Raw genomic sequence first — 13,479 nt, 5'->3', positions numbered from 1 at the left:
ATGACAATTTCGGAAAAGGAACTTCATGAGAAATTCGGGGGAAGGCTGAGGACAAGAGTAAATGGGGTTTTGATTCAGGATGAAAAAATCCTCATGATCAAGCACAACATGGGAAACGGCAAATACTTTTGGAATGTGCCCGGTGGGAGAATGAAATACGGAAGCTCAAGTTCAGAAAACCTCAAGCGTGAGTTCATGGAAGAGACAGGATTAGAAATTGAGGTAGAAAAATTCCTCTGCAATTATGAATATTTGAATCCGCCCCTTCATGCTGTTGAGCTTTACTTTGAAGTAAGGCAAATTGGAGGGAATATGACCATGGGACAGGATCCAGAATTGCCTAATGACAAACAGCTGATCACCGAAATACAGTTTCTCGACATCGATATATTGTCATCCATCAAAAATGAGGAGAAACACCGCCTTTTTTGGGGAATAAAATCCGTGAATGATGCGAGATTATGGAAAGGTTATTTTAATTTTGAAAATAATTCTATAAAATAGCATCTTGATTATTTACCATCAACCAAATTAAAAGTTCTAATCAATCCAAAAAATGACACTAACAAGAATTTTATCGATTGTCTTCCTTATTTCCGCATTTACCTTAGGGTATTTTCTTTACAAGAGTGTGGACGATGTAATGCAGCAGGAAAAATTAATCATAGCTACAGAGGCTAGGATTATCGAAAAACTTCAAATGCTTAGAGATGCCCAAGGTGCATATCTTGCTACCAACGGAGTTTATGCCGGCAATTGGAATGATTTAAAGAAATTTATCCAAGAAGGTAAAATTTGGTTAGTTCAAAGAACAGAAACTACCAAACTCCTTGAATATGGTAAAGAAGAGATTTCAGTACAATACGATACACTCGGTTCAGTCAATGTGATTGATTCCCTGTTTAACGAAAGAAAATATCCGAATTTCAATCTTGACAACATGCACGTTGTCCCAGGTTCAGGTGGCAAGCAGTTTGAGTTTTTTGCTGACAAAGTTGAAAGAACCCAAAGAGAGATTCCGGTATTCGAAATCAGAGATCCAGATCCGATAAATCCTAAAAGAAGACTAAACAACAAAGAGAAAGCTCTTAGGGTTGGATCAAGAACCGATTCTTCTACTTCAGGTAACTGGGAGTAATTTTGGCTAGCCAGACAGAAAATAATACCCTACAAAAAATTCAATGCGATAAATTTGACATCCAGGCGGTGTCAAATTTATCGCTTTTCTTATTTGATGGTTTTTATTTTTATTATGCAAAAGACCAAAACGGGAAAATCTTAGCCATTTACAGCCAATCCTATGAAAGCCCAAGATTGTTGGCTTTCAAACTTAAGGATGAAAAACTTCTGAAACTCGATATCCCAACCCGGGTTTTCAACCATGTTTCCCCATTTTCATTGGTTCCGGGCATGTTGTTTGAAAGTCCGTTGTCTCCGATTTTTCTGTTTTTTGCAGAGAAACCAAAAGAAAACATGCATGTTTTCGATACAACTTTAGCTAGTAACAACCTGCACCTTGTGGGCAGCATACGGAAAGAACTTGCTGATTTATTGTCTGAAGATAAATCTGACATCACTTTCCACCATGGGGCTTCTTCTTTCCTTTCATTCGTATTGAAAGAAAAATTTAACCTGCTCAACCAAGAGGTCATAATTTTGATTCAAAGGGGGTTTTTCTATTTGGTCGCATTTACCAATCAGGAATTGACGCTGTTCAATAAATTTGAAATAGACAATAAAGAAGATTTTTTGAAATATACCCTTGGCGTAGTCCATCAACTCAATTTCAATAGGATGTTTTGCCGGGTTTCAGTATTTGGCGATACTTCTTTTTACCGAGTCGAAGAAGAATGGGGAAATCTTTATTTTAAAAATTTCAGAATTTCCATTCCTTTTTCGAACATTCAATATCAGGAAGGTACTGAGGTATTTCAAAAACCAGAGATATTTGAATCCTTTTGGGTACTTCCCTAAAAATAATCAAGATGAAAAAAATTGCGCTGTTTCCCGGTTCTTTTGATCCTTTTACCAAAGGCCATCATGACATCGTGCTTCGAAGTCTAAAACTTTTTGATGAAGTGATAGTAGCTATTGGATATAATTCAGCCAAAAAAAACCGGTATTTCGAAATTGAAATGATGGTTGAAAAAATCAGCAACCTTTATCTTGGGGATGACAGGGTCAAAGTTTTGGTATATAATGAATTGACCTCTTCTCTTGCAAAAACACAGGGAGCAAATTTTTTAGTAAGGGGGTTGAGGAATATTATTGATTTCGAATATGAAAATACCATCAGCCAAATGAACCGTAACCTCAATCCTGATTTGGAGACGGTTTTTCTGATTACTTCATCAAAGTATGCGGCGGTGAGTTCGACCATCATCCGTGAAGTACACCGGTACAACGGTGATGTATCAGAATACCTGCCGTATCAATTGTGAATTTTAGGGATAATTTTTAAAAATTGCTTGTATAAATACCGCATAGAAGGATAGGAATTGACCAAGGCTATTTTGGCTTCCTGATGCCCCATCCACCTGATATCCACGATTCCTTCTTCCTTTTGTGGCTTCATCCCGGCATCATTGGTGCTTTCCATGACATACCAATATGTCTTTTTGAGGATACTTTTTCTGTCTTGGGTATAAGTATGCCAAGTATTGGTGATTTTTGGTCCAATTTTGACTTTGATACCACACTCCTCCTCCACTTCCCTTAATGCACATTGGGCGGGCGTTTCTCCCTTATCAAATTTACCTTTAGGTAAATCCCATTTTCCCAACCTGTATATAAAAAGTACCTTTTCATCTTTGACCACAATACCACCGGCTGCTTTGATGACAGTAAACCTACTTTTAATAAAGGATTTAAGGTCAGCTTTTTCTTTGCAAACAATACTTACGGAGTCAAGGTTTTTAAGCTTTCGGGTCCTTAGCAAATAGAGTAATTTGATGATCACATCCTTTGAAGGCTCGATGATCAGGACATCATCATGAAATTCACCGGTCGCCGGAATATCTACGGGATGGTCATAGACCACTTCAAAAGTTCTGTCTTTCGGCAGTTCCTCGGGCGTAAAGAGCTCAAGAGGTTTGTCGTTGATAAAAATCTTCATTGGATGAAAATTCTATTCCGTGGTTTTGATAGTAAGATGGTCAAAAATGCATAAAATTTTTAAGCCTGCACAATCCCCGCTTGGATTTTATACCTTAATTTTAGACCATGGAAATATTCGACAAAAAAACTGCCTCTGAGGTGGCTGCAAAGCTTTTGGAAATTGAGGCGATCAGGCTTCAGCCCAACAATCCATTTACTTGGGCATCAGGCTGGAAATCCCCAATCTATTGTGACAACAGACTTTCCTTATCCTATCCCAAGGTTAGAAAATTCATCAAAAAGAAACTCATTGAGGCCATCCAAAATAACTTCCATGATGTGGAAGCAATAGCCGGAGTTGCTACCGCGGGCATTCCCCAAGGGGCACTTATCGCTGATCAGATGGAATTGCCTTTTTTATATGTCAGATCCAAAGCCAAAGGACACGGCATGGAAAATATGATCGAGGGAAAAGTCACCCCCGGCCAAAAAGTCGTAGTTATTGAAGATTTGGTTTCCACCGGAGGAAGTTCCCTGAAGGCAGTGGCAGACCTCAGGGCATCAGGTTTCGAAGTGTTGGGAATGGTAGCTATTTTCACTTACGGATTTGAGATTGCCAATCAAAATTTTGAAGAAGCCGGTGTCAAATTGATTTGTCTGAGTGATTATTCCTCCATGCTTCCACAGGCGCTTGCGGATGATTTCATTGACGATTATACCCTGGCATCCCTTGTAGAGTGGCGAAAAAATCCGTCAGAATGGCCGAAATAAGGATGTCTGTTAGGAGAAGTGATTTAAAACTTCTCCTCAACTCCTAACCCAAACAAAGCAAAGTCATATTTGACAGGATCTGCAGGGTCAAATTCCCGTAGTCTTTGGGTCAATTCCATAGCAGTACCCCAATCTGTCTGCTTTCTGGTAATCAGTCCCAATTTTCTCGCAACCCTGTCCACATGCAAGTCACAGGGACAAATCAGCTGATAGGGCTTAATGGTCTCCCAAATACCGAAATCCACTCCTTTGTCATCTTTTCTCACCATCCACCTCAAAAACATATTCAACCGCTTACAGGCAGAATTTCGGTCAGGAGTGGCGACATGCTTTTTGGTTCTGTTTGGAGCAAAGGGGAATTGAAAAAAATAGTGGTGAAAATTTTTCAGGAGTACGGCCATGATGTCTTCCTCCTCATTCCAACCAATAACAAATGCACTTTCTAAAGATTGATGCTCCCTGTAAAACGTGGAGAAAAACTGAATAAAATAAAGCGTATCCAGATCATTGAAAGTTCGGTGTTTGAAATTCAAGAACGGTTTCAAATCAGATTCGGAATGGTGCAACATGAATTGGTAGGGAGCATTATCCATCATCTCCAACAATTGCAGGCATTTGCTGATGATGGTTTTTCGTTGGCCCCAAGCAAGCGTCGCCGCAAAAAAACCGGCAATTTCAATGTCCTGCTTGATAGAAAATCTATGCGGGATAGAAATAGGGTCCAGGGTAATAAAATCAGGCTGATTGAAGTGCGCTACTTTTTGATCCAAAAATTCTTTTAAATCCATCTCAAATAGCCACTTTTACCTCTCCACCCTGTATGCCATCAAACCATTTGAAAGACAGGTTTTTGTTCTCTTTCTCAGAAAGATGCCAATCAAAGCATTTTATATTGGCCAGAGAAGTAAGGCTGTCAGTATCGGGATTATAAAGGCAAATATCAAAATCAGGCAATTCCTTTGAATCAGTACTGTTCCATTTTTCGAGCAAAATTCCCTCTTCGATAAACCTCACCTTGTTTCCAAAAAAATAATCCTGAATCACCGATGGCACCCCGTCAATTCTCCTCAACTGGAAGCAGGAAGGCCCAAACATGATTTGCTTATGCATTTTGGCTTCCAACAGACCCTTTGTCTGTGGCAACGTCACCCAATCTGAATCCAGAATTACTTCGGGATTTTTCCCTTTTCTTAATCCTGCAAAAACCCTTGACAATAGAGAAAAGAGGTAAGTAATCCCAACAAACAACAATCCAAAAGTCGCCAAGATGGGATAAGTCAACACAAATATTGTATTCCAGATGAACCTAAAAAAGTGATGAAATATCAGTTGGATTTTATTCATCGGAAATCAATAAGAAACTTCAACAGGAAACCTTGGATTGACTGCCCTTAGCTGGTCATAGGCTGCTTTGGACAACTTCACCACTAGCTTGCTGTTGTCTCCGGTATCCGGAAGTTTACCAACTACTCTGGCAAATATGGTAATGTCATTTTCTTCATTTCTAACCCTCATGATGGTACCGACAGGTGCCTCCTTATGCAAAACCAGGTATTTTTTGTGGTTTGCAGTCCCTTCAATTACCTCTGCCAAACCTGTTTCCTTGATGTTTTTGTAGGCAGTACTTGCATCTGTATCGCCCAAATCAGGTTTTGCGGTACTCAAGGTTGCATTTGTTTTTTCGTTGTTGATAATGACAGGCACTGTGGAAGTAACCACAGGGACATTGGAATTGGATTCCCTACCCACTTTCAGTTTTTGTCCTACAGAAATATTGTTTGATCCCAATCCATTCCACGATTGGATGTCATTTACATTGGTATTGTACTTTTTTGAAATAGAGAAAAGTGTCTCCCCTTGGGCTACTGTATGCGTAATCCAATCACCAGGAAGGTTTGAAGGCGTAGCGGTCTTTACCGGACTTGTGGCTACAGGAGAGGGAGTTGAAGCTTTGGCAATTTCCTTTTTAGGTTCCGGAACAGTTTTCACGGTTGCAGGTGGGGTAATAATAGGTGCTGCTTTTTCCTCTTTAGGTTGGACTACAGGTTGGACTATAGGTTGAGCCTCAGGTTGAACAGGAGCAGCTTTGGGTTCTACACCTTTGATGATGAGAGATTGACCAACACTGATGTCGGTGCCTTCGAGGGTATTCCATCCCAAAATATCGCTTACTGATACGCCATATTTTTTCGAAATGGAAAACATCGTTTCACCAGGAAGAACTTTATGGAGAGTTGACCCTGAAGGTACAGCTGTTTTGGGAATAAAAGGGATTCTGATACGCTGCCCAATTTTTATTCCCTCCGAAAGCAAAGGATTATTTTCAATAATATCACTGACCGCAACCTGATATCTTCTTGATATCCCGAAAAGCGTTTCCTTTTCATCTACTTGGTGGATGATGAAAGTCTTGTTTCCCACTTTTTCTATCCCTACCGAATCCCTTGATACTAATTCTTTTGCATTGACCTGAAACCCAAACGCCAGACAAAATCCTACTATTGCAATCTTTTTCATGTATATGTAACCTACCTATTTGCGTACAAAGTTCAGATTTATTTTTTCATTTGCAAGGAAACTTACACTTGCCCCGGACATTCTTTCACCCAATTTACCAACGGGTAAAAGTAGGTTTATTATCAGGAGAAAGGCCAAAAAAAATAAAAAGCAAGAATTTTAAGTTCCTTGGATTCAAACTTTATCTATAATCCTTTTTGAAAAAAAACTCCTCCATCCTGATATTGGGAGGTGGGTCAAATGGAAGGAATTTGGTTTCAAAAATGGAAAAACCAATACTCCATCCATCAATCCAATACCCCCCTTATATCAAAAGAATATTTTACCCGACTAATTTGAATTTATTTAATATTTTAGAAAACAAATATATGCCCTTATGAAAAAAAGAATACTTACCCAAATGAGCTTTCTCTGTTTGATAATGCTGTTGATGTTTGCCCCAACATCAGCATTGTTTGCCCAGAAAGTAGACATGGACCAATTCAAATCCATGAAAGCACGAAATGTAGGACCTGCTGCCATGAGCGGAAGGATCACTGCAATAGATGCCATTCATGACAATCCTCAAATCATTTATGCAGGTTCAGCATCCGGGGGCCTGTGGAAATCAACTTCGGGGGGAATAACCTGGACTCCGATTTTTGATGAAGAAAAAGTGCACTCAATCGGTGCGATTTCAATCTACCAAAAGAACCCAAATATCATTTGGGTAGGCACAGGAGAAGGAAATCCCAGAAACTCATTGAACATGGGCCTCGGCGTGTATCGATCCATGGATGCAGGTCAGACCTGGCAGGCAATGGGATTGGAAAAAACCAAAGCTATCCACAGAATCATCGTGCACCCTGATGATCCAAATACAGTTTATGTCGGTGCTATCGGTTCTCCTTGGGGAGAGCAAGAGGACCGTGGTGTATACAAAACCACAGACGGTGGCAAAACCTGGAAAAAAATCCTTTACATCGACACAAAAACCGGTGTCGGCGAAATGATCATGGATCCCAATAATCCAAACAAGATTTTTGTCAATATGTGGGAACACAGAAGGTATCCTTGGTTTTTCAAATCAGGAGGCCCTTCTTCAGGACTTCATATGACAATAGATGGTGGAGAAACCTGGAAAAAACTGGATGACAAAAACGGTTTGCCTAAAGGAGATCTTGGAAGGATGGGATTGGCCATGTCCAAAGCCAACAGTCAAAAGGTTTATGCTTTGATTGAGTCTTCCAAAAATGCATTATATGTATCTGAGGATGGTGGAAGCAACTTCAAGTTGGTAAATGACAAAGCCGAGATCGGAGACAGGCCTTTTTATTATTTTGAAATCCATGCAGATCCAAAGAATGCTGACCGTCTCTACACACTTTATTCAAGAGTGGGAATGAGCGAAGATGGCGGACGATCATTTTCGCAATTATTGTCTTATGACGGTGTACACCCTGACCACCATGCTTGGTATATCAATCCCAATGATCCAAAATTAATGATTGACGGAAATGATGGTGGATTGAATATCTCAAGGGATGGAGGCAAGACTTGGTACTTTGCCGAAAACATCCCTGTAGGACAATGGTACCATATCAATGTAGACAATGAAGTACCTTATAATATTTATGGAGGTCTTCAAGACAATGGGAGCTGGGTTGGACCTGCTTATGTTTGGAGAAGAGATGGTATCAGGAACACATATTGGCAAGAAATCATGTTCGGTGACGGATTCGATGTGGTGCCTGATCCTGCTGATTCCAGATATGGCTACGCCATGTCCCAAGGAGGAAATGTTGGTCGATATGATAAAGAAACAGGACATACGAGAACTGTCAGACCCACCCATCCAGACAAGGATGTGTTTTTAAGATTCAACTGGAATGCGGCAATCGCACAGGATCCGCACAGCCAAACCACGATTTATTATGGAAGTCAGTTCTTACATAAAAGTACAGACCGAGGTGAGACCTGGGAAGTTATTTCTCCCGATCTGACTACCAATGATCCTGAAAAACAAAAACAACAAGAAACAGGCGGCTTGACCTTTGATGTGACCGGGGCAGAAAATCATACAACCATCATAGCCATTGCGCCAAGTCCCGTAGATCCCAATGTGATCTGGGTAGGTACAGATGACGGCAATGTCCAAGTAACCAAAGACGGAGGAAAAACCTGGACTAATACCGCAGCCAAGCTGACCGGTCTACCAAAGGCAAGCTGGATTCCACAAATTCAAGCATCCAAATACGATGCAGGTGAAGCATGGATCATTGCGAATAACTATCGAAACAATGACTTCTCCGCCTATGCCTATAGAACCAAAAACTATGGTACGTCTTATGAAAGGATTGCTGATGACAGCAAGGTTTGGGGATTTGCTCTATCTATTGTGCAAGATCCAGTTGAACCGAATCTTGTTTTCTTGGGAACCGAATACGGCCTTTATGTGAGTTTTGACAATGCCAAAACATGGAACCAATGGCGACATGGTTATCCAAATGCTGTATCCACCTATGATATGGTCATACAAGAAAGGGAAGCCGACTTGGTAATCGGAACATTTGGCCGGTCTATTTATGTCCTTGACGACATCAGGCCTTTGAGAATCTTTGCTAAGAACACAGGCAAAACTCCAATTGAAAAGTTAACAGCAGTTCCTGCACCTGATGCTTATCAGGCAGAAATCCATCAGCCTCATGGCGAAAGATTTCCAGCAAATGGAAAGTATGCAGCCGAAAACAGGGAATTTGGTGGAAGATTAAGTTTTATTCTCAATGATCCGGGAAAAGAGAAATTGGATTCTGTGGTAGTTTCCATTTTCAATGAACAAGGAGAACAAATCAGAACCATCAAGAGACTCCCGACTCAAGGTGTTAATAAATTTACTTGGAACCTTGACAGAAAATCTTCTGTAGAAACCCCATCATTTGGTGGTGGAGGTGGTGGCGGTGGCCAAGGTGCAAGATCACGCGGATTTTATGAAGCAAGCGGCGGCGATGCACTTCCGGGTAAATACAAGGTGGTATTCAAATATGGAGAAAACACCGCTGAAACTTCCATTATGGTTTATTCAGACCCGAGAATCAAAACAAATTTGACCGACCTGAAAGCCAGAGAAGAATTTATCCTACAAATTGAAGCTTTATCAGGTGAAGTCATGAAAGCCACCAGGCAGCTTGATGATGCCAAAAAGACGATCGACAAACTCTTGGCCTATGCCAAAGATGTGGATTCCGAACCTGTCAAAGAACTCGTCAAACTCGCCAATGAAACCAAGAAAAAAGTGGATACGACAAGAGAGGCATTCTACGGACCAACGAGAGAAGGCCAGGGAATTGTAAGAAATCTTTATCCAAGCACCATGACAAGGCTATTTGCACCTAGAAGCTATGCCAATTCTTCTTTCACTGCACCGGGACCTACTGAAGCAAGGCTGTTGCAGCAGGCAAAAGAAAGTGCCGAGTCCGCGATGAAGGTTTGGAACAATTTCTTCGAAAATGACTGGAAGCAATTTGAGGAAAAAGCAAAAGCCACTCAGATTGACATCTTCAAGGAAATCGAAAAAGTTGAGGTAAAGTAACTGCAACTTATCCTTAAAACGAAAAACACCCGGCCATTTGGTCGGGTGTTTTTCGTTTATAGTCAAATGGTAAAATCATTTACCATAATGGTCCTGATAATATTTTTGGTAATTCCCTGAGGTAACATTATCAAGCCAAGTTTCATTCTCCAAATACCAATCTATGGTTTTACTGATTCCTTCCTCAAACTGAAGGCTTGGCTCCCATCCTAGTTCTTTCTGGATTTTGGAAGCATCTATGGCATACCTCAGGTCATGTCCTGCACGGTCCTTGACATAGGTGATCAGTTTTTCGGATGTTCCTATTTCCCTTCCGAGCTTTTCATCCATCTTTTGACAGAGAAGCTTCACAATGTCAATATTCATCCACTCATTGAAACCCCCAATGTTATATGTTTCCCCGCTTTTTCCTTTGTGAAACACCATGTCAATGGCTCTTGCGTGGTCCACGACATACAACCAATCCCTGATATTTTCTCCTTTTCCATACACAGGAAGCGGTCGGTTATTTTTAATATTGTTGATACAAAGCGGAATCAACTTTTCGGGAAATTGGTTTGGCCCGTAATTATTGGAACAGTTGGTAATGACGGTTTTTAATTTGTAAGTATTGCTGTAAGCCCTTACAAAATGATCTGAGGCTGCTTTTGAAGCTGAATAAGGAGATTGAGGATCGTAAGGTGTAGTTTCTGTAAAGAATCCTCCATGATCCAAGGATCCGTAAACCTCATCTGTAGAGACATGGTAGAAAAGGTGGTTTTCCAGATCTTTCCAATATGACTTGGCGACATTCAGTAGATTTACGGTGCCGATGATATTTGTTTTGACAAATGCCAAAGGATCGGTAATAGACCTGTCCACGTGGGATTCTGCTGCCAAATGGATCACATCTGTAATTTGATGTTTTTCAAAAACAGAAGTCAAAGCTTCCACATCCAAAATATTCACTTTCTCGAAAGTGTAATTTTTGGCATTTTCAATCTCGCTGAGATTTTCAAGATTGCCGGCATAAGTCAGGCAATCCAGATTGATAATATGGTAATGGGGATATTTCTGCACAAAAAGCTGTACGACATGACAGCCTATGAATCCTGCGCCTCCTGTGATGAGGATGTTCTTTTTCATAATTGCGGATTAGAAAGATTGAGAGATTGGATGAATAAAAATAAAATTCACCAAGTTCGTTTGTGGGATGAAATTTTGGTTCAGGTTATTTTCCGTAGGATTCCTTATACCAAGCCACAAATTTGGCAACACCCTCTTCCACTGAGGTTTGGGGTTGATAGCCGGTATCTCTTTTGAGGTCAGTTACATCGGCATAAGTGGAAGGTACATCTCCGGGCTGCAAAGGCAACATGTTTTTGATAGCTTCCTTACCCATCGCTTTTTCCAAAGCAGCGATGTAATCCATCAATTCCACAGGTTGGGAATTGCCAATATTATACACTTTAAAAGGGGCATAAGAAGATCCAGGATCAGGATCTTGGCCTGTCCATGCTGGATTTGGCTTGGCAGGTCTATCAGCTACTCTGATGATGCCTTCTACAATATCATCTATGTAGGTGAAGTCCCTTTTCATTTTCCCATGGTTAAAAACCTGAATGGGTTCGCCTTTTTCAATAGCCTGGATAAACAAAAACAAAGCCATATCAGGTCTGCCCCAAGGTCCATAAACCGTAAAGAACCTCAGTCCTGTAGTCGGAATATTGAAAAGATGGCTATAGGTATGCGCCATCAATTCGTTTGATTTTTTGGTAGCGGCATACAAACTTACCGGATGGTCAATGTTGTCAGAAGTTGAAAAAGGCATTTTGGTATTGGCGCCATATACCGAACTGGAAGAAGCATAGACCAAATGTTTGACAGGGTACGCCCTGCAAGCTTCCAGAATATTCAAGAAAGATTGGATGTTTGCGGTAATATAGGCATCAGGGTTTGTCAGTGAATACCTTACTCCTGCTTGGGCAGCAAGATTGATCACAACATCTATTTTTTCCTTCTGAAAAATATCCATCAAAACAACCTTGTTGGAAAGGTCCATCTTGTAAAAGGAATGATTGGGAAATTTCGTAGAAACCGATTTTTTATTGTCTGAAATACTTTCACGGACTATTCCACATTCAGCAAGTCTTTGATACTTAAGATTGACATCATAATAATCATTGATATTGTCAACCCCTACTACAGATTCTCCCCTATTGAGAAGATACAATGCGACATGAAAGCCGATAAAACCTGCAGTACCTGTAACGAGATATTTCATTTTCTTTTTTTAATTATTTGCTAAAAAACGAATAAAATTTAAATTAATTTACCTAAATCCTCCTTATTTCTAAGAATTTTTGCTTTGGGCAAATTTAATTTCCTTCAACTGAGCGTAAAGAGTTTTTATATTCCTCCAAAATCAATTGATGCATTTTCCCTCTTTGGTATTTTCCTTCCACTTCCTTGTACAAATTGTCAGCCAATTCCTGCATAAAATCCCGCTTTACATAAGCAAATTCCAAGGCATCTTTTAGAAAATCCTTGTTTTTCACAGGAAATATAAGACCTGTTTTTTTGTTGGTCACGATGTCTGTATTTCCGATGATGTCCGAACAAATAATCGGAACCTGCATAGCACCGGCTTCCAAGAGCACATTGGGAAATCCTTCTCTGTGCGACGGGTGAACCAAAACATCCGCCAATGCAAGATAATGCGCGACATGATCCGTCCATTCGATTTGGACAATCCTCGCGTGGTCTTTGATCTTTCGGACTATTTCCTCATCTATCGGATTTAGTTCCTGTTCAAAAGAACCGAGCAATACAAGCTTAGACCTATCAGAGATTTTGGATTCCAAAAACGCAGTGACGAGTTCCTCTATTCCTTTGTCCTTCACCAGCCTTCCAACGGCAAGGATGATATAATCATTGTCTCCGGGCATAATTCTCATGGTAGCTGCCACAAGGTGGTTTTCTTTGAGAATCCCACGGTTGAATTTCTCCAAATCAATGCCATTAGAGGAACCAAATCCAATTACCTTCAATTTTTCCTGTCCGACCAATTCTTCCTCGACAATGAATTTTTTCAAAGAAGGCGAATTGGGCCATACTTGGGTAGCCCATGAGTAGGTTAGCTTTTCGACATTGACAAGAAGGCTCTTTTTTTGCTTTTCTGCCACCATATACGGCAAGCCGGCCACAGTATGGATCCTTGTTTTGACCCCTGCCATTTTAGCTGCCAACATTCCCAACAACCCAGCTTTTGGAGTATGGGTATGGACGATATCAGGCTTTTCTTTTTTGATCAGATTGTAGAGCTGCCACAAGCAGACGAGGTCATGAAACGGGGTGATTTTTCGTGTAAAAGGAATAACCACATGCGGGCAACCTTCCTTTTTTACTATTTCATTGATCTCTTTGCCGTCAGCACTTACCATAATTACCTCCCACCCTGCATCCTTCATGAACTTCATCTGACCTGAAAGTAAAAGCTTTAATGAAATGGGTACTGTGGTGATTCGGATAATTTTTGACATTCAGTT

Annotated in this window: 13 protein-coding genes; 6 read left to right on the top strand and 7 right to left on the bottom strand. The window is 40.5% G+C overall.

Annotated features, from left to right (window positions below; all coding sequences use genetic code 11):
* The 4 genes from DQW11_RS13080 (at position 1) to coaD (ending at position 2,441) form a co-directional block, all read left to right on the top strand.
* The gene (locus DQW11_RS13080; protein WP_113924518.1) at positions 1-504 is read left to right on the top strand and encodes an NUDIX domain-containing protein; all 504 of its coding nucleotides are present in this window, start codon (positions 1-3) and stop codon (positions 502-504) included.
* Positions 505-556: 52 nt separating this feature from the next.
* Positions 557-1,138, top strand: a complete 582-nt coding sequence (locus DQW11_RS13075; protein ID WP_113924517.1) for a hypothetical protein — start codon at positions 557-559, stop codon at positions 1,136-1,138.
* Positions 1,139-1,206: 68 nt separating this feature from the next.
* Positions 1,207-1,974: a DUF3822 family protein gene (locus DQW11_RS13070; RefSeq protein WP_157966111.1), complete on the top strand. Its 768-nt coding sequence runs from the start codon at positions 1,207-1,209 to the stop codon at positions 1,972-1,974.
* 11 nt (positions 1,975-1,985) lie between these two features.
* The gene (gene coaD / locus DQW11_RS13065; protein ID WP_113924515.1) at positions 1,986-2,441 is read left to right on the top strand and encodes a pantetheine-phosphate adenylyltransferase; all 456 of its coding nucleotides are present in this window, start codon (positions 1,986-1,988) and stop codon (positions 2,439-2,441) included.
* Here the strand turns inward: coaD and DQW11_RS13060 are convergent.
* Positions 2,432-3,115 (bottom strand): NUDIX hydrolase, encoded by a 684-nt coding sequence (locus DQW11_RS13060; protein ID WP_113924514.1) that lies wholly within the window; start codon positions 3,113-3,115, stop codon positions 2,432-2,434. The two genes, coaD and DQW11_RS13060, sit on opposite strands and share 10 nt — an antisense overlap.
* Before the next feature lie 107 nt (positions 3,116-3,222).
* Here DQW11_RS13060 and pyrE point away from each other — a divergent pair, with 107 nt between their 5' ends.
* Positions 3,223-3,867: an orotate phosphoribosyltransferase gene (gene pyrE, locus DQW11_RS13055; protein ID WP_113924513.1), complete on the top strand. Its 645-nt coding sequence runs from the start codon at positions 3,223-3,225 to the stop codon at positions 3,865-3,867.
* Between the two features lie 23 nt (positions 3,868-3,890).
* On the opposite strand, the gene DQW11_RS13050 is transcribed toward pyrE, so the two are convergent.
* The 3 genes from DQW11_RS13050 to DQW11_RS13040 are packed head-to-tail and all read right to left on the bottom strand — an operon-like array spanning position 3,891 to position 6,384.
* Complete coding sequence (locus DQW11_RS13050) at positions 3,891-4,655, bottom strand: TIGR02757 family protein (RefSeq protein WP_113924512.1); 765 nt, start codon at positions 4,653-4,655, stop codon at positions 3,891-3,893.
* A 1-nt stretch (position 4,656) separates the two neighbouring features.
* Positions 4,657-5,211: a hypothetical protein gene (locus tag DQW11_RS13045; RefSeq protein ID WP_113924511.1), complete on the bottom strand. Its 555-nt coding sequence runs from the start codon at positions 5,209-5,211 to the stop codon at positions 4,657-4,659.
* 6 nt (positions 5,212-5,217) lie between these two features.
* Positions 5,218-6,384 (bottom strand): LysM peptidoglycan-binding domain-containing protein, encoded by a 1,167-nt coding sequence (locus tag DQW11_RS13040; protein ID WP_113924510.1) that lies wholly within the window; start codon positions 6,382-6,384, stop codon positions 5,218-5,220.
* Between the two features lie 400 nt (positions 6,385-6,784).
* On the opposite strand from DQW11_RS13040, the gene DQW11_RS13030 reads away from it, so the two are divergent.
* A complete protein-coding gene (locus DQW11_RS13030) occupies positions 6,785-9,952 on the top strand; it encodes a VPS10 domain-containing protein (RefSeq protein WP_449396768.1) in 3,168 nt (1,055 codons plus the stop codon).
* Between the two features lie 75 nt (positions 9,953-10,027).
* Here the strand turns inward: DQW11_RS13030 and rfbB are convergent, their stop codons facing one another.
* The 3 genes from rfbB to DQW11_RS13015 form a co-directional block, all read right to left on the bottom strand.
* Entirely contained in the window at positions 10,028-11,077 is a 1,050-nt protein-coding gene (gene rfbB / locus DQW11_RS13025; RefSeq protein ID WP_113924507.1) for a dTDP-glucose 4,6-dehydratase, read from the bottom strand.
* An 85-nt stretch (positions 11,078-11,162) separates the two neighbouring features.
* On the bottom strand, positions 11,163-12,215 hold the full coding sequence (locus DQW11_RS13020) for an NAD-dependent epimerase (RefSeq protein WP_113924506.1): 1,053 nt from the start codon (positions 12,213-12,215) through the stop codon (positions 11,163-11,165).
* A gap of 94 nt (positions 12,216-12,309) precedes the next feature.
* Positions 12,310-13,473, bottom strand: coding sequence for a glycosyltransferase family 4 protein (locus DQW11_RS13015; protein WP_113924505.1), 1,164 nt, complete (start codon positions 13,471-13,473; stop codon positions 12,310-12,312).
* Positions 13,474-13,479 lie beyond the last annotated feature (6 nt).

Origin of the sequence: Cognataquiflexum aquatile (assembly GCF_003316845.1) — a bacterium.
Classification (GTDB): domain Bacteria; phylum Bacteroidota; class Bacteroidia; order Cytophagales; family Cyclobacteriaceae; genus Cognataquiflexum; species Cognataquiflexum aquatile.
This window is presented reverse-complemented; position numbering and strand designations above follow the sequence as displayed.